The 17,019-nt window shown below is 66.5% G+C and carries 14 protein-coding genes and 1 tRNA gene; 8 read left to right on the top strand and 7 right to left on the bottom strand.

Annotated features, from left to right (window positions below):
- Window positions 1-48 precede the first annotated feature (48 nt).
- Window positions 49-1,692, bottom strand: a complete 1,644-nt coding sequence (locus tag AC3FJ6_RS02490) for an acyl CoA:acetate/3-ketoacid CoA transferase (protein WP_488770546.1) — start codon at window positions 1,690-1,692, stop codon at window positions 49-51.
- 198 nt (window positions 1,693-1,890) lie between these two features.
- On the opposite strand from AC3FJ6_RS02490, the gene AC3FJ6_RS02495 reads away from it, so the two are divergent.
- Window positions 1,891-2,697 (top strand): IclR family transcriptional regulator domain-containing protein, encoded by an 807-nt coding sequence (locus AC3FJ6_RS02495; protein ID WP_488770547.1) that lies wholly within the window; start codon window positions 1,891-1,893, stop codon window positions 2,695-2,697.
- A gap of 211 nt (window positions 2,698-2,908) precedes the next feature.
- On the opposite strand, the gene AC3FJ6_RS02500 is transcribed toward AC3FJ6_RS02495, so the two are convergent.
- Complete coding sequence (locus AC3FJ6_RS02500; protein WP_488770548.1) at window positions 2,909-3,517, bottom strand: glutathione S-transferase family protein; 609 nt, start codon at window positions 3,515-3,517, stop codon at window positions 2,909-2,911.
- Window positions 3,518-3,739: 222 nt separating this feature from the next.
- On the opposite strand from AC3FJ6_RS02500, the gene AC3FJ6_RS02505 reads away from it, so the two are divergent.
- The 5 genes from AC3FJ6_RS02505 to AC3FJ6_RS02525 all read left to right on the top strand — a co-directional run bounded on the left by AC3FJ6_RS02505 (window position 3,740) and on the right by AC3FJ6_RS02525 (window position 8,898).
- Window positions 3,740-4,723: a 2-keto-3-deoxygluconate permease gene (locus AC3FJ6_RS02505; RefSeq protein WP_488770549.1), complete on the top strand. Its 984-nt coding sequence runs from the start codon at window positions 3,740-3,742 to the stop codon at window positions 4,721-4,723.
- Window positions 4,720-5,940 (top strand): four-carbon acid sugar kinase family protein, encoded by a 1,221-nt coding sequence (locus tag AC3FJ6_RS02510; RefSeq protein WP_488770550.1) that lies wholly within the window; start codon window positions 4,720-4,722, stop codon window positions 5,938-5,940. The genes AC3FJ6_RS02505 and AC3FJ6_RS02510 overlap by 4 nt, the downstream gene beginning before the upstream one ends.
- Before the next feature lie 27 nt (window positions 5,941-5,967).
- Window positions 5,968-6,969, top strand: coding sequence for a 4-hydroxythreonine-4-phosphate dehydrogenase PdxA (pdxA, locus tag AC3FJ6_RS02515; protein ID WP_488770551.1), 1,002 nt, complete (start codon window positions 5,968-5,970; stop codon window positions 6,967-6,969).
- Between the two features lie 76 nt (window positions 6,970-7,045).
- Window positions 7,046-7,822 (top strand): DeoR/GlpR family DNA-binding transcription regulator, encoded by a 777-nt coding sequence (locus tag AC3FJ6_RS02520; protein WP_153945533.1) that lies wholly within the window; start codon window positions 7,046-7,048, stop codon window positions 7,820-7,822.
- Window positions 7,823-8,019: 197 nt separating this feature from the next.
- The gene (locus AC3FJ6_RS02525) at window positions 8,020-8,898 is read left to right on the top strand and encodes an NAD(P)-dependent oxidoreductase (RefSeq protein WP_488770552.1); all 879 of its coding nucleotides are present in this window, start codon (window positions 8,020-8,022) and stop codon (window positions 8,896-8,898) included.
- Between the two features lie 79 nt (window positions 8,899-8,977).
- Here the strand turns inward: AC3FJ6_RS02525 and AC3FJ6_RS02530 are convergent.
- Both AC3FJ6_RS02530 and rpoD read right to left on the bottom strand, forming a co-directional pair.
- A tRNA-Ile gene (locus AC3FJ6_RS02530) sits at window positions 8,978-9,056 on the bottom strand.
- A gap of 16 nt (window positions 9,057-9,072) precedes the next feature.
- Window positions 9,073-11,358: an RNA polymerase sigma factor RpoD gene (gene rpoD / locus AC3FJ6_RS02535; protein ID WP_488770553.1), complete on the bottom strand. Its 2,286-nt coding sequence runs from the start codon at window positions 11,356-11,358 to the stop codon at window positions 9,073-9,075.
- Between rpoD and AC3FJ6_RS02540 the strand changes: the two genes are divergently transcribed.
- Window positions 11,348-11,707: a hypothetical protein gene (locus AC3FJ6_RS02540; protein ID WP_400396121.1), complete on the top strand. Its 360-nt coding sequence runs from the start codon at window positions 11,348-11,350 to the stop codon at window positions 11,705-11,707. The genes rpoD and AC3FJ6_RS02540 overlap by 11 nt on opposite strands.
- A 160-nt stretch (window positions 11,708-11,867) precedes the next feature.
- On the opposite strand, the gene dnaG is transcribed toward AC3FJ6_RS02540, so the two are convergent.
- The 3 genes from dnaG to AC3FJ6_RS02555 form a co-directional block, all read right to left on the bottom strand.
- Entirely contained in the window at window positions 11,868-13,709 is a 1,842-nt protein-coding gene (dnaG, locus tag AC3FJ6_RS02545) for a DNA primase (protein ID WP_488770554.1), read from the bottom strand.
- Window positions 13,710-13,927: 218 nt separating this feature from the next.
- Window positions 13,928-14,377 carry a GatB/YqeY domain-containing protein gene (locus AC3FJ6_RS02550; RefSeq protein WP_153945536.1) on the bottom strand — a complete coding sequence of 150 codons (450 nt, stop codon included), beginning with the start codon at window positions 14,375-14,377 and terminating at the stop codon, window positions 13,928-13,930.
- Window positions 14,378-14,558: 181 nt separating this feature from the next.
- Window positions 14,559-15,794 (bottom strand): BaiN/RdsA family NAD(P)/FAD-dependent oxidoreductase, encoded by a 1,236-nt coding sequence (locus AC3FJ6_RS02555; protein WP_488770555.1) that lies wholly within the window; start codon window positions 15,792-15,794, stop codon window positions 14,559-14,561.
- 148 nt (window positions 15,795-15,942) lie between these two features.
- Between AC3FJ6_RS02555 and tsaD the strand changes: the two genes are divergently transcribed.
- Window positions 15,943-17,001, top strand: coding sequence for a tRNA (adenosine(37)-N6)-threonylcarbamoyltransferase complex transferase subunit TsaD (gene tsaD, locus AC3FJ6_RS02560; RefSeq protein WP_488770556.1), 1,059 nt, complete (start codon window positions 15,943-15,945; stop codon window positions 16,999-17,001).
- The last annotated feature ends 18 nt before the right edge of the window (window positions 17,002-17,019 follow it).

Below are 17,019 nucleotides of genomic sequence, written 5' to 3' on the forward strand. Positions count from 1 at the left end.
ACAGCGGGCCTCTTTCTCGTAATCGTTCTAGTCGTTTCTTTAATGTGCTCAGAGCCGCATTGGCCCTCGATGGAACAGCCGTGCGTCCATCGTGCGCAGGTCGGCGGCCACCGCCACGGGCGTGGCGCACTGGGCGAGCACATCGCGCTGCAGATCGACCCCCGGCGCGATTTCCACCAGCGTCAGGCGCGCATCGCCGTTGGCATCGGCGCGCATCTCGAACACGGCGCGCTCGGTCACGTACAGCACGGGAATGCCCAGCGACGCCACGTACGGGCCATTGAAGCTCAGGTGCGAGACCTCGGGCACGATCTTCCTGACGCGCCCTTCCTTGACGATCCGCAGCGCACCGTCCTCGGCGCGGATCTCCAGCCCGCCGGCCGTCAGCGTGCCCATGAAGACCACCGCGCGGGCGCTCTGGGTGATGTTGATGAAGCCGCCCACGCCGGCGATCAGCGCGCCCTCCCCTTCGCCGAACTTGCTCACGTTCACGTTGCCGTGGCCGTCGAGTTCGGCAAGGCCCAGGATGGCCAGGTCGATGCCGCCGCCCTCGTAGAAATCGAATTGCGCCGGCTGGTCGACCACGGCCTCGGGATAGGCCGACGCGCCAAAGCTCAGGCCATCGGCCGGCGTGCCCCCGATGGGGCCGGCCTCGACGGTCAGCGTGAAGCCGTCGAGCCCGGCCTGGTGTGCCAGCGCGCCCACGGCGGCCGGCATGCCCACGCCCAGGTTCACCACGCGCGGCCGGCGCGCGGCCAGTTCCATCACGGCGCGGCGCTGCACGATGGTGCGCGCGTCCAGCGCGGCCGATGCGGCCGGCAGCGATTGCGCTTCCTTCGCCTTCTCGGCGGCATCGGCACGCTCGCCGCGCCACGGCCGCACGTAGGCCTCGTTGTACGTCTCGGCAAACGTCATCTGGTGATGCGCGGGCTGCTCGCTGACCACCACGTAATCCACCAGGATGCCGGGCACGTGAACGGCCTGCAGCGTCTCGTGATGATCGACGATCGACTCGACCTGCGCGATCACGATGCCGCCCGAGTTGTGGGCCGCCTGCGCCATGGCCAGCAGTTCGTGGTGGAACGCCTCCCGATGGGTGCTCAGGTTGCCGCGCGGGTCCGATGCCGTGCAGCGGATCAGCGCGCAATCGATGCGGAAGCTCGGATAGAACAGGTATTCGTCGCCCCGGAAGTCCACCGCCTCGACCCAGTTCGCGGTGCCCGCCGCAATGGCGTCGCGGGCCCGCTGGTTGACGGCGCCACCGTGGTAGCGCGGGTCCTGCGCCGTACGGGGGTCCACGAACGTGTGCAGGCCGATCTTTGTCAGCACACCGGGCTTGCCCCCGGCGATGGCGCGATACAGGTGCGTAAGCACGCCCTGCGGCAGGTTGAAGCCCTCGCAATCCTCGTTCATGGCCAGCGTGGCCAGGCGCGTGGCCGAACGCCAGTGCCCGCCGACGATGGCGCGCGTCATGCCGGCATTGCCGAAGTGATTCACCCCGCGTGCGCCGCGGTCGCCCTGCCCTGCGGAATAGACCAGCGTCAGGTCGCGCGGCAGCCCATCGCGCAGAAAGCGTTGCTCCAGCGCCTCGGTCACGCCCTCGGCATGGCCGGCGCCGACAAACCCCGCACTGGCCACGGTCCAGCCGGTCTGGACGAGTTCTGCCGCCTGCGCGGTGGTGATCACCTTCATTGCCGTCTCCTGAATCTTGTTCTGTCGTGGTTTCTACGGATCCACGTTTTGCGAACAAATGTTCGCGGAACACCTATCATACGGATCGGACGGCCGGACGCAAGTCGGGTCTGACCCGCAGAAACCCCTTGTTTCGATCCCTTCGATCCCTTCGATCCCTTCGATCCCTTCGATCTCTTCGATCCGTTCCATCCCGACATGCCGCGCAGCAACGCCCAGACCACCGAAGACGCCATCGACACACCCAGGAAGGAAGAACTGCTCGACTCCCTGACCAAGGGCCTGGCCTTGCTGCGCCTGTTCGCCAGCGGCAGCGAGCGCCTGACCATGCAGGATGTGGCGGACCAACTGGACCTGACGCGTGCCGCCGCCCGCCGCCTGCTGCTGACGCTGGCGCACAACGGTTACGTGGCTCAGCAGGGCCGCCAGTTCGTGCTGACGCCCCGGGTCATGGACCTTGGCTATGCCTACTTTGCGTCGATGAACCTGCCGCAGCTGGCGCGCCCCTATCTGCAGGCGCTGTGCGCCGAAGCCGGCGAAAGCTGTTCGGTCGGCATGCTGGACCACGAGTCGGTGGTGCTGGTGGCGCGCGAGGAACCCAGCCAGTTGCTGCGCGTGGACATGGCGATTGGCCGCCGCATGCCGGCCTACGCGCACTCGCTGGGGCGCGTGCTGCTGGCCGGGCTCGACGACGAAGCCCTGGCCGCCTATCTGGACCGCGCCGAACTGCGCAAGCTGACACCGTTCACGATCAGTTCCCGCCCGGCGCTGGCGCGCAAGCTGGCGGAAGTGCGCGCCAATGGCTATTGCGCGCTGGTCAGCGAACTGGTCGATGGATTTGCGGGGATTTCGGTGCCGCTGACCGACCAGGCCGGCAAGGTGGTGGCCGGCCTGGGCCTGAGCATGGTGCTGGGCAGCCGCGACCAGGCCTATCTGGAACAGCACTACCTGCCGCCGCTGCGCCACGCTGCCGCGCAGATCGAGGCCATCCTGAAGGCGCGATAAGTGTCAGTCGGCCCCACAAGGAAAAAGCCCCGCAGGCCGGGGAGGTCGCGGGGCAGAAGTGGTAGCGGGGCAAGGATCCTATCGCCCCGCCGCGTATCGTGATGCAAGGCGACTAGCGCCACATCACCCGTTTGTGGGGGATTTGGTGGGGTATCGCACAATCGGCCCACGAATTCGCGCGATTGATCGGTCAATGCATCACATCTGGCGTTCAGGCGTGCGGCAATGCCCGGAAAGTCGGAAACGTCTCGACCGCCGTCGTGAATGCGGCAAGCGCCGGATGCGCCACCGGATCGACCCGCCCCGGGAGCAAGGCCTGCGTGAATGTCCACACCACCGCCGCCGTCAGACCGGCCTGATCGAGGTCCTGCTCGGCCGCCGGCAGCGGCACCGATTTCATCTCGTCTTCGAGCAGCGCGAACGCGCTGGCGCACTGGCCATCCACGCGCTCTACCCACGGCTGATGCACTTTGTCGGTGGGACGCAGGTTGTGCTCGTACACGTGCTGCACCGCCTTCTCGCACGCCGCCAGCGACAGGCCAACGATGCGCAGCGCGCGCTGGCGCGCCGACAGGTCTGCCGGCATCAGGCTGCGGCCGGCCAGCGCCTCGGCGTAGTCGATGATCAGCGTCGAATCCATCAGCACCACGCCGTTGTCGCACACCAGGCTGGGGGCCTTGACCACCGGATTGATCGCGCGAAACTGCTCGAAGGTGCGAAACACTGACACCTGCTCCAGCGCATAGGGCAACCCCAGCAGCCGCAGCGTGATCGCGGCGCGGCGCACGTAGGGGGAATCGAGCATGCCGATCAGTCTCATGGGGGCTCCAGTTTCCATACGGACAAGAAAAGCGGGAGCCATACGATAGCGCAACCGGTGCCGCGCGCGCGGGATTGTGACCGAATGACCATTTCAATCATTTTTATGATCGAACTGGTCAAAACCGATCCTTTGGCCTACACTTCGCCCCACGTTTGATCGATTCGATCAAACGCCTGCGTAAAACACACAGTTGCCGCACCCACGCGGCAGGAGACGACGATGCAGATTCATATCAAACGCGCCATCGAGCGCGTGCCGGGCGGCATGATGATCGTGCCGTTGCTGATCGGTTCGCTGGTTGCAACGTTTGCCCCCGAGGGTCCGAAGTTCTTCGGGTCGTTCACCAACGCCCTGTTCACCGGCGCGCTGCCCATCCTGGCCGTGTTCTACGTCTGCATGGGCGCCAGCATCAGCGTCAAGGCCACCCCCTACATCGTGAAGAAGGGTGGCGTGCTGTTTGCCACCAAGGTGGGCACGGCCATGCTGCTGGGCGTGATCCTGGGCCATTTCCTGGGCGAGGCGCCGATCAGTGCCGGCATGTTCGCCGGCCTGTCCACGCTGGCCGTGGTGGCGGCGATGAACGACACCAACGGCGGCCTGTACATGGCCCTGATGGGCCAGTACGGCAAGCCCGAGGACGTGGGCGCCTACTCGATCATGTCGCTGGAATCGGGCCCGTTCCTGACCATGGTCACGCTCGGCGTGGCAGGCCTGTCGGCCTTTCCGTGGCCGACGCTGGTCGGCAGCATCCTGCCGCTGATGCTGGGCATGATCCTGGGCAACCTGGACCGCGAGATGCGCGAATTCCTGAGCAAGGCCGTGCCGGTGATGATTCCGTTCTTCGCGCTGGCGCTGGGCGCTGGCCTGGACCTGCACAAGGTATGGCAGGCCGGCATGCTGGGCCTGGGCCTGGGTGTTGCCGTGGTCGTGGTGACGGGCTTCGCGCTCTATATCGCCGACCGCCTGAGCGGCGGCACCGGCGTGGCGGGCGTGGCGGCCGCCAGCACCGCTGGCAACGCGGCAGCCGTGCCAACCCTGGTGGCGGCCGCCAACCCGGCCTACACCGAGGCCGCCAGGCACGCCACGATCCTGGTGGCCGCCTGCGTGGTGGTGACTGCGGTGCTGACCCCGCTGCTGACCGCCTTCGTGGCGCGTCGCGTGGCACGGCGCACGAACGCCACCATGGCCAGGACCGCCGCATGAGCTGGCTCATCATCGCCGACGACCTGTCCGGCGCGGCAGACTGCGCCATCGGCTTTGCCGCGCACGGCGCGCGCACGGTGGTGACGCTGGATGCAGCGGCCGCCGTGGAAGTCGGCGGTGCCGATGTGGTCGCCGCCGACGTCGATAGCCGCCGCCTCGCGCCAGCCGATGCCGCCGCGCGCAATCTCGAAGCCTGGCGCTGCGGCACTGCCGCACATCGCCGGCTCTACAAGAAGATCGATTCGACCCTGCGCGGCAACTGGGCTGCCGAAACGGCCGCGCTGCAGCCGGTGGCCGGCCTGGCCGTCGTCGCCCCGGCCTTTCCGGCCATGGGCCGCACCACGCGCGACGGCCGGATGTTCGTGAACGGCCAGCCGCTCGAACACACCGACATCTGGCGCCTGGAAGGCCTGACCGGCCCCGCCGACATGGTGGCGCTGCTCGAAGCCCAGGGCCTGCGCACCGCGCGCATTTCGCTGTACACGCTGCGCGCCGGCCTGGCCGCCGTGCAGTCTCAACTGGCAGGCTGGCAGGCCGAGGGCTATCAGGCCGTGGTCTGCGATGCGGAAATCGAGGCCGATCTGCTCACGCTGGCCCAGGCATCGATCGACCTGGCCACGCCGGTGTTCTGGGTAGGCTCGGGCGGCCTGGCCCGCGCGCTGTCGGCGGCGGCACCGGTGCGGGGCGTGGACGCCCCGACCCCGGCACCGCGCCACGAAGGCCCGGTGCTGACGCTGGTGGGCAGCATGTCCGGCGTGTCGGGCAGGCAGGCCACCTATCTTTGCGAACAGGCCGGCATCGACGCGCTGGTGGTGCCGCCGCAGGCGCTGCGCGACGGCGCGAACCACGCGGCATGGATTGCGTCGCAGCAGTCGATTGCCGACTGCCTGATGGCGGGCCGCGACCTGCTGGTCAGCATCGGCCGCGACGATGCATTCGACCCGGCGGAAGGGCCGCAGCTGTCCGCCGCACTGGCCCAGCTGGTAATACCCTACTTTGCGCACGTCGGCGGGCTGATCGCCACCGGCGGCGAAACGGCACGTGCGATGCTGGCGGCCGCCGGCATCGGCGCCCTCACGCTGAAGCGCGAGGTGGAAGCCGGCGTGCCGCTATCCGAAACACTCTCGGGCCCCACGCGCCGCATTGCCACCAAGGCGGGCGCGTTCGGCACCGACGCCGCGCTATGGCTTGCCTGGCAAGCCATGCGCCAGGACTGATTTCCCCACCAAACGGGACAAGGACAAATGAGCGACTACATTCCGGTTATCGGCATCACGATGGGTGATGCCACGGGCATTGGCCCCGAAGTCATCGTCAAGAGCCTGGCGCACGAGAGTGTCTACGCCCAGTGCCGCCCGCTGGTCATTGGCGACGCGCGCCGGCTGGAGCAGGCCGGCCGTCTGGTCAACTCGACGCTCAAGGTGCGCGCCATCGCATCGCCCGACGAAGCCCGCTTCGAAATGGGCACGATCGACTGCATCGACCTGGGCCTGATCCCGGAAGACCTGCCGTTCGGCAAGCTGTCGGCCGTGGCCGGCGACGCCGCGTTTCGCTATATCGAGCGCGCCGTGCAACTGACGCAGCAGGAAAAGATCGACGCGATCTGCACCGCCCCGCTGAACAAGGAGGCATTGCACGCCGGCGGCCACAAGTTCCCGGGCCATACCGAGATGCTGGCGCACCTGACCGGCACGCCCGAGGTGTCGATGATGCTGGTGGCGCCGAAGCTGCGCGTGATCCACGTGACCACCCACATCGGCCTGATGGACGCCATCCGCAAGATCGAGCCGGGGCTGGTGCAGCGCACGATCGAGCGCGGCAACACCACGCTCGAGCGCGCCGGCATTGCCGCACCGCGCATCGGCGTGTGCGGCATCAACCCGCACGCCGGCGAGAACGGCCTGTTCGGCCAGGGCGAGGAAGAGCAGAAGATCATCCCCGCCGTGGAGGTGCTGCGCGCGCAGGGCGTGGATGTGGAGGGCCCGCTGCCGGCCGATACGCTGTTCTATCGCGCCGGCCGGGGCGATTTCGACCTGGTGGTGGCGATGTACCACGACCAGGGCCATGGCCCCGTGAAGGTGCTGGGCCTGGAAGCCGGCGTGAACATCACCGTCGGCCTGCCGGTCATCCGCACGTCGGTTGACCATGGCACCGCGTTCGACATCGCCGGCAAGGGCATCGCCGACGAGCGCAGCCTGCTCGAAGCGCTGCGCCAGGGCGCGGAACTGGCCACGCGGCGCGCGTGATCCCCGCCGTTTGACCGCGCCTGCACTGCTGTAAGATCGGGGATCGTTTTTCGATCCCCTTTTTCTTGTCTCGCTCATGAAAGCCGCCGACCGCCGCCGCGCCATCCTCGAACTCGTGCTTGCGGGGGAAGACGCCAACGTCGATCGCCTGACCGCGAGCCTTGGCGTGTCCGAGGCCACCGTGCGCCGCGACCTGACCGCGCTGGCGCGCGAAGGCCGCATCGTGCGCACCTATGGCGGCGCCGCCGCGCTGATGCAGGTGGGCGGCCACGAACCCGAGGCATCGCTGGAGGAACGCAAGGCCCTGCAGCGCGAGCAGAAGGAAGCCATCGCCCGCCTGGCGGCAAGCTTCGTGCAGGACGGCGACGCGGTGCTGCTGGACAGCGGCACCACGGCCGCCGCGCTGGCCCGCTTGCTGGCCGCGCGCGAAGACCTGCATGTCTACACCACGAATCTGCTGGCCGTGACCGCGCTGGCGGGCCTGCCCAAAGTCCGCGTCACGCTGATCGGCGGCGATGTGCGCCCGTCGAGCATGGGCACGTTCGGGCCGCTGGCGCAGGTGGCGCTGTCACGCATCAGCGTCGACAAGGCATTCCTCGGCGCCGACGGCGTGGTGGCCGGCGTGGGCCTGTGCGAAGCCAGCGCGGAACAGGCCTACCTGAAGGAGTGCATCATCCGCCAGGCCGCCGACATCTTCGTGCTGGTCGATTCCACCAAGCTCGGCCGCGCCCGCCAGCAGCACTGGACCCCGTTGGAACGCGCCTGGACGCTGGTTACCGATGCCGACGCCACGCCGGCGCAACTTGAACCGTTTCACGCGCTCAAGCAGGTCGAGGTGGTGGTGGCCGAGTAGCCGCGATGTGATCGGCCGGCGATGGCGGCGACGGCGGGCGTCGCGCCGGGTCGCCGGATCTGCATCCCGCACCCGCAGCAGGGCAAATACGCCCGGCGCGTGCGCGTGCTAACTTGCGGCCTTCCCGCACGTGTATCCCGACGCACGTCGGCAAGCAACATCCGTAAGGCGCACGCAAGCACACGATGGAGGCCGTCATGCAAATCGCTTTCCTTGGACTCGGCACGATGGGGCTGCCGATGGCCGCAAACCTGCTCAAGGCCGGCCATTCGGTACGCGCCTGGAACCGCTCGCCGGGCCCCGTCGACAAGCTCGTCGCGCAGGGCGCGCAAGGCGCCACCACGGCGGCCGACGCCGCCCATGGCGCCCAGGTGCTGGTGACGATGCTGGCCGACGACGCCGCCACGCGCGACACCATCGTCGGCGGCGGTGCGCTCGACGCGCTGGCCCGTGGCGCCATCCATATCAACATGGGCACCGTCTCGGTCGCGCTGGCGCGCGAACTCGCCGCGCTGCATGCTGCGCGTGGCGTGGCCTATGTCGCAGCGCCGGTACTGGGCCGCGTCAACGTGGCCGAGGCCGGCCAGCTGAACATCCTTGCCGCCGGCGACCCCCAGGCGCTCGCCACCGTGCAGCCGCTGTTCGACATACTGGGCCAGAAAACCTGGATCTTTGGCGACAAGCCCGAGCAGGCCAACGCGGTCAAGCTGGGCGTGAATTTCATGATCGGCGCCGCGATTGGCGCCATGAGCGAAGGCGCGGCGCTGGCACAGGGCTACGAGGTCGACCCGGCCGCGTTCCTGGACCTGGTCACCGCCACGGTATTCGCCGCCCCGGTCTACAAGATCTACGGCGGTGCGATCGCCGAACAACGCTTCGAGCCCGCCGGCTTCAAGCTGGCGCTGGGCGGCAAGGACGTCAGGCTGGCCCTGGAAGCGGCCGAGCAGGCCAACGTGCCGATGACGCTGGCCAGCACGCTGCGCGACGCGCATATCGAGGCCATCGCGCATGGGGACGGGCACAAGGATTGGGCGGCACTGGCCCTGACAGCGCGGCGGCGGGCGGGACGGGGCTGAACTAACGAAATCCGGCGCAGCGTCGGAATTTCATCAAAAAAGGGGTTACGGCATCAACCGTAACCCCTTTTTGTTTCAATGGTGGGCCTCCCGTGAGTCGAACACGGCACCAACGGATTATGAGTCCGCTGCTCTAACCAGGCATGAGCTAGAGGCCCTTAGAAGGCGTGATGCTTAGCTGCCTTCCAGGAAGCTCTTCAGCTTGTCGGACCGGCTCGGGTGGCGCAGCTTGCGCAGTGCCTTGGCCTCGATCTGGCGGATACGCTCGCGGGTGACGTCGAACTGCTTGCCGACTTCTTCCAGCGTGTGGTCCGTGCTCATTTCGATGCCGAAACGCATGCGCAGCACCTTGGCTTCGCGCGGCGTCAGGCTGTCGAGCACGTCCTTCACCACGTCGCGCATGGAGCCATGCAGCGCCGCTTCGGCCGGGGCCAGCGTGTTCGTGTCCTCGATAAAGTCGCCCAGATGCGAATCGTCGTCGTCACCGATCGGCGTTTCCATGGAGATCGGTTCCTTCGCGATCTTCATGATCTTGCGGATCTTGTCCTCGGGCATTTCCATCTTCTCGGCCAGCGTTGCCGGGTCCGGCTCGTTGCCGGTTTCCTGCAGGATCTGGCGCGAGATCCGGTTCATCTTGTTGATCGTTTCGATCATGTGAACCGGGATACGGATGGTGCGGGCCTGGTCGGCGATCGAGCGCGTGATGGCCTGGCGAATCCACCACGTGGCGTACGTGGAGAACTTGTAGCCGCGACGGTATTCGAACTTGTCCACCGCCTTCATCAGGCCGATGTTGCCTTCCTGGATCAGATCCAGGAACTGCAGGCCACGGTTCGTGTACTTCTTCGCGATCGAGATCACCAGACGCAGGTTGGCCTCGGTCATTTCGCGCTTGGCTTCGCGGGCGCGCTTCTCGCCTTCGGACATCTTGCGATTGACGTCCTTCAGCTCCTTCAGCGGCAGCACCACGCGGGCCTGCAGGTCGATCAGCTTCTGCTGCAGCTCGTGCACGGCCGGCACGTTACGCTCGACGATCGTGCTGTACGGCTTGTTGTCGGCGACGATGGTCTCGATCCAGTCCAGGTTCGTTTCGTTGCCGGGGAAGCGGGCCACGAAGTCGGCACGCGGCATGCCGCACTTGTCGACCACGATGTTCAGGATGGCACGTTCGAGCTTGCGGACTTCGTCCACCTGGCCGCGCAGCGTGTCGCACAGACGCTCGACGTTACGCGCGGTGAAGCGGATGCCCATCAGCTCGGCCTGGATCGCTTCCTGGGCCTTCACGTACGGCTTGGACTTGTAGCCTTCCTTCTCGAAGGCACGGCGCATCTTGTCGAACTGCTCGGCGATGATGCGGAATTTCTCCAGCGCGGCAACCTTCAGCTCTTCCAGCTGACGGGCCGATGCCCCGGCGCCGGCGCCGTTCTCGTCGTCGTCTTCCTCGTCGCCTTCCTCGTCGTCGCCGTCTTCCGACTCCTCGTCCTCGTCAGCGGAGGCGGCCGCGGCGGCCGGCGAGTTGTCCTGGACTTCCTCGGCGTTCGGATCGATCAGGCCATCGACGAATTCGTCGATCTTCATCTCTTCGTTGGCGATGCGCTCGGCGCTGGCCAGAATTTCCGAGATCGTGACCGGGCAGGCCGAAATGGCCATGACCATGTCCTTCAGACCGGCTTCAATACGCTTGGCGATCTCGATTTCGCCTTCGCGCGTCAGCAGTTCCACGGTACCCATTTCGCGCATGTACATGCGGACCGGGTCGGTGGTGCGGCCGAATTCGGAATCGACGGTGGACAGCGCGGCTTCGGCCTCTTCCTCGGCCTCTTCCTCGCTGGTGGCCGACGGGGCGTTGTCGTTCAGCAGCAGCGTCTCGGCGTCCGGCGCCTGTTCGTAGACGGCGATGCCGATGTCGTTCAGCGTGGCGACCAGCGTGTCGATCGTTTCCGAATCGACCATGTCGTCCGGAAGGTGATCGTTGATTTCCGCATAGGTCAGGTAGCCGCGCGACTTGCCCAGCTTGATCAGCGCCTTCAGCTTCTGGCGGCGGACCTCGAGTTCTTCCTCGCTACCGGCCTGGTTGGACGAAGCGAATTCCTTGAGCAGCGCCTTTTCCTTGGCCTTGCGGTCCTTGGCCTTCTGCTTCTCGGTCTTGGGGGCCGCCGCGGGCGTGGAGGCGGGCGCGTCGTTGTCGTAAAACTCTTCAGTCACGTCTTCGATGGTGCTGTCTTCTTGCTGCATCTCGGCCTTGGGCTTGCGGCCGCGCTTCTTCGGCTCAGGCTTGACGGCCGGGGCGGCGGGGCGCTCCGATGCAACGGGTGCGGGAGTTGCGGCACGGGCTTTCGGCGCGGCGGCAGCGGCGCCACCCTTGGCGCTGCTGGTCCGGGTGCCGGCCGTCGTTGCCGCACGCTTGCTCTCGACTTCGGTATTCTGCTGTTTCGCCACGGTGATACTCTTGCCTTTCACTGTTGCAGCGGCATCACTGCCGCTTGTATTGGCGCTGCTGCCGCTCTCGCGTGCCGAAGTCGAGGGCTTTGTATTTTCGGATGTGCGATTCCTGGCGGAAGTGGTTCCGGCGGGCGCTGAAACGCTACGCGCGGACTTTGCTGGCGCAGACCGGGCTGATGTCGTCCTGACTGACGCGGTCGATGTCTTCGCCGCCGTTGTTTTCACGGACGCCTTGCCGCTCCCTGATTGGGGAGCTTTGGAGGGAGCCTTCCCGGCTGCCCTTTCGGTTGCTTTGGCCTTTGCCATTGGCACGCTCACTTTCGCCAGTACTGGAGAGAGATTTCGCAATCCAAACCGGGCATTGTAGCACGTCACCAATCCCCGGCTTCCTGTCAGGTGAGGTTTTCACCTGAAAAATCAAGGCTTAAGCGGTTAGACCCCGGATTTGTCCGTCAGTTGGGGTCACATGCGCGATGGCTCAAGCCGAAAAACCTGTGTGCTGCCTTTTATCGTATGCCGTGTGACGGCTACTCGTCTTCCGCGTTGACGGGCCGCCATCCCATCTGGCGACGGCGCTGGACTTCCGGCATCAGCCAGCGATAGCGCGCCTTGTCGTCCTCATTGGCGGTGCCGGCCTGGATGGCGGCCAGCAATGTCTCCAGTTCGCGCTGCAGCGGATCTGCCAGCAGCTTGTGTACGGCGCCGTCGAATTCAAGTGTCGCAAGCGCCTCTTCCATTTCTTCCTTCAGCACGGCTGCCCGGGCGGCGGCGTAGACGTCCGCGTAAGGCGTCTGGGCCAGCTGCTCGTTGAAGGCCGCAAAATTCATGGTGCCCTGAATGCCGTCGCAGGCCGCCACCAAGTGAGCAAGCACTTCGGTTTCCGGCCGCTGGGGATCGAGCAGCAATGCGCGGGCCTCCTCGTCAAGCCGGCTTGCCAGCGACGGGTAGCTCATCAGCAGCTGGATCACCTGCTGTTCCAGCCCGGTCGGTGCCTGGCGCCTGGCGCGGGGACGCGGCTGCGAGAAGCGGCCGACGCGCGACGAATCGCTGCCCAGCCCGCATACGGCCTCGATCTCCGCCGGCGTCGTACCGGTAGCATCGGCAAGTTCGCGCACAATCTGTAGCCGCAGACCGCCGGCCGGCATGGCCTGGAGCAGCGGCTTGGCTTCGAACTGCGCACGGGCGCGGCCTTCGGGCTGCCGCAGGTCCTGGTCTTCCGTCACGATCTGGAGCAGAAAACGCGAGAGCGGCATCGCGTTCTGCACCTGGCGCGCGAACGCGTCGGTCCCCTCTTCGCGCACATAGCTGTCGGGGTCGTGCTCGGCGGGCAGGAACAGAAAGCGGATGGTCTTGTTGTCGGCCACATGCGGCAGGCAGGCTTCCAGCGCACGCCGCGCTGCCCGGCGTCCGGCGGCATCGCCGTCGAACGAGAAGACCACGGCATCGGTCTGGCGCAGCAGCTTTTGCACATGGATCGCCGTACAGGCCGTGCCGAGCGTGGCCACCGCGTTGGCAAAGCCAAGCTGCGCCAGCGCCACCACGTCCATGTATCCCTCGACCACCAGCACGTAGCCATTCTCGCGAATGGCATGACGTGCCTCGAACAGGCCGTAGAGCTCCGTTCCCTTGCTGAAGAGCGGTGTTTCGGGGGAGTTCAGGTATTTCGGCTCGCCCTGACCCATGACGCGGCCGCCGAATCCGATCACGTTGCCCTTGGTATTGCGGATCGGGAACATGATGCGGTCGCGGAACCGGTCGTAACGGCGCGGCTTGCCGTCGGCGTCGCGCTTGTCCTGGGATTCGATCAGCAGACCATTTTCAACAAGTGGCGCTGCAGTCGCATCGTCGCGATACGAGCCGAACACAGCCTCCAGGCCCTGCCAGTCGTCAGGCGCGTAACCGAGCCCGAATCGCACGGCGATCTCTCCGGTCAGGCCGCGACCCTTCAGGTACTGGATGGCCTGCGGCGACCCGCGTAGCTGTTTCTTGTAGAACTCGGTGGCCCGCGACATGGCATCGCTCAGCGCCACCGATCTGGCCTGCTGTTCCGCGCGCTGGGCGGGCGGCAGGCTGTTGCGTTCCTCGGGGACGGACAACCCTACCGATTGCGCCAGTTCCCGCACCGCGTCGGGGTACGACTGGCCCGAATACTCCATCAGGAAGCCGATGGCCGACCCATGCGCGCCGCACCCAAAGCAGTGATAAAACTGCTTGGTCGGGGATACCGTGAACGACGGGGATTTCTCGTTGTGGAACGGGCACAGGCCCATGAAGTTGGCCCCGCCCTTCTTCAACTGCACGTACTTGCCCACCACGTCGACAATGTCCACGCGGTTAAGCAGGTCCTGAATGAAGGATTGCGGAATCACCCGACTGACCGTCCTGATGCCAAGGCCTGCCGGATCGGCCGGCGGCCATTTTTCTGGAATGCGTGACCGGAACGTCGCCCGGCAACTATCGAATCATTGTAGTGCAGCCGCAACGAAATGCCGGCCCTCGCCGACATTGGCCGCCAAGTCCCCGCAATACGGCGCCAACTCCGTGCTTCGCAACTGATAATCCTGCTTATATCTGACGCAACTGTCAATTATTTCGGGGCGAGGGCAGCCTTGACCAGACCCGATACCGCCGTCATGTCGGCACGGCCGGCCAGGCGGGCTTTCACGAGGCCCATGACCTTGCCCATGTCCTGTGGGCCGGTGGCACCGGCTTCGGTCACGGCCTTCTGCACTTCGGCGGCCACCTCGGCTTCCGACAACTGGGCGGGCATATAGGCCACCAGCACATCGACTTCGGCCTTTTCCTTGGCCACCAGATCGTCGCGACCGGCCTGCTCGAACTGGCTGATGGAGTCCTTGCGCTGCTTGATCATCTTGTCGATCACGGCAGTCACCGCGGCGTCGTCCAGTTCTACGCGCTCGTCCACCTCACGCTGCTTGATGGCGGCCTGCAGCAGGCGGATGGTGCCGAGGCGCTCGGTTTCGCGGGCGCGCATGGCGGTCTTCATGTCTTCAGTAATGCGGGCTTTCAGGGACATGGCAATCTTCCGAAAAAAGGGTAGCAACTGGGACCATAACGCAAAAACCCGCCGGAGCCATGGCCCGTAGCGGGTTTCTTGCAGAAGCAGGGCGCCGGCCAAAAGGGAACGAAGCGCCTCACCGGTCATGTGCGAGAGCGCCGATTGTAGCGCATGGCCCGCGCCACTGCATGCGCGCCGCCTAGCCGCACCTGCCCCGCGCCGCCTCGGCCGCGGCCTCGCCCGCCGCCACGGCCGATGCCCAGGCCCACTGGAAGTTGTAGCCGCCCAGCCAGCCGGTCACGTCCACCACTTCTCCGATGAAGTACAGGCCGTCCACGTCCCGCGCCATCATGGTCGACGACGACAGCCCGCGGGTATCCACGCCGCCTAGCGTGACCTCGGCCTTCTTGTAGCCCTCGGTGCCGGACGGCACGAGGCGCCAGCGGTTGAGCGCCTCGCCAAGCTGGCGCAGCGCCTTGTCGGGCATGTCCGCCACCGATTGCGTGCCCTGCAGACCCACGGCGGCACACCAGGCGTCGGCCAACCGCGACGGCAGGCGTTCGGCCAGCAGGTTATCGAGATGCTTGCGGCCGCCTTTCTTATGGCCGATCAGCCAGTCGGCGGCGTCCTCGCCATCGAACAGGTCGATCTCGATCGGGGTGCCCGGCCGCCAGTAGCTGGAAATCTGCAACACTGCGGGCCCTGACAGACCCCGGTGGGTCCAGAGCAGGTCTTCCTTGAAGGCGCCAGCCGACTTGCCGCTGCCTGTGGCGATATCGACCTCCATCGACACCCCGGCCAGCGGCACGAACGGCTGCCAGGCCTGACCGTCGAACGTCAGCGGCACCAGCGCCGGGCGGGTTTCCACGACCTTGAGCCCGAACTGGCGAGCGATGCGATAGCCAAAATCGGTCGCGCCGATCTTCGGGATCGACAACCCGCCGGTGGCTACCACCACCGCGCCGGCGCGTACCGTGCCCTGCGCGGTCAGCAGCAGGTAGTCGCCACCCTCCTTGCGGATCTCGTCGATCGTGCAGCCGGTCTGCCAATGCACGCCTCCGGCATCACATTCGGCGCGCAGCAATTGGATGATGTCTTCGGCGCTGTTGTTGCAGAACAGCTGGCCGCGGTGCTTTTCATGCCAGCCGATGTCGTAGCGGCGCAGCAGGCCCAGGAAGTCCTGCGGCGTGTAGCGCGCGAGCGCCGACCGGCAGAAATGCGGATTTGACGACAGGTAGTTGGCCGGGCCGGCCTGCAGGTTCGTAAAGTTGCAACGGCCGCCGCCAGAGATGCGGATCTTCTCGGCCAGCCGAGTGGCATGGTCGATCAGCACCACCCGTGCGCCGCGCTGGCCGGCCACGGCGGCACACATCATGCCGGCCGCCCCTGCGCCCAGCACCGCCACGTCGAACCGGTCTTTCCTGCCTTGTGTCATGTCACCCTTTCAAGAAGCCGCGATTGTAGCGAATGACGGCCACCCGAGCGCATGGGGTCAGGGTGTGCTACCCTGCTGGCCTTCCGATTTTTGCCGGCAAGATCGCTGCAGTTGCAGCCCGAACCCGTCCGGCCGCACCAGAATTTCCATGCTTGTCCTCGGTATCGAATCCTCCTGCGACGAAACCGGGCTGGCCCTCTACGACACCGGGGCCGGTCTGCTGGCGCATGCGCTGCACTCGCAGATCGCCATGCATCGCGAATATGGTGGCGTGGTGCCGGAACTGGCGTCGCGCGACCATATCCGCCGCGTGCTGCCGCTGTTGCAGCAGGTGCTGGACGACGCCGGCCGCCAGCGCAAGGACATCGACGCCATCGCCTATACCCAGGGTCCCGGTCTGGCCGGTGCGCTGCTGGTGGGCGCCTCGGTGGCCAACGCGCTCGGCTTTGCGCTCGATGTGCCGATGGTGGGCGTCCACCATCTGGAGGGCCACCTGCTCTCGCCGCTGCTGACCGATGCCCCGCCGCCGTTTCCGTTTGTCGCACTGCTGGTATCTGGCGGCCACACCCAATTGATGGAAGTCAAAGGCATCGGCGACTACACGCTGCTGGGCGAAACGCTGGACGATGCCGCCGGCGAAGCGTTCGACAAGACCGCCAAGCTGCTGGGCCTGGGCTATCCGGGCGGCCCCGAGGTGTCGCGGCTGGCCGAATTCGGCAATCCGGGCGCGTTCGAGCTGCCACGGCCGATGCTCCATTCCGGCAATCTCGATTTCTCGTTCGCGGGGCTCAAGACCGCCGTGCTGACGCAGACGCGCAAGCTCGGCAACGCCTGCGAGCAGGACCGGGCCAACCTGGCGCGCTCGTTTGTCGATGCCATCGTCGATGTACTGGCCGCGAAGTCGTTCAACGCGCTCAAGCAGACCGGCCACAAGCGACTGGTGGTGGCCGGCGGCGTCGGCGCCAACCGGCAGTTGCGCGCGCGGCTCGACGAGATGGGCCGCCGTCGCAAGGTGGACGTGTACTACCCCGACCTGGCGTTTTGTACCGACAACGGCGCGATGATCGCCTTTGCCGGCGCCATGCGGCTGCAGGCCGCGCCCCAGCTGGCGCGCCATGGCTACGATTACGGCGTCACGCCGCGCTGGGATTTGTCGGACATCCACCTGCCGGACCCTGCCGACACGCCGGCTTCGCAGGAAAGCTAGTTCTCCCCGCCCGCGCCT

The sequence above is a fragment of the Cupriavidus sp. 94F1 genome (genome assembly GCF_057798875.1).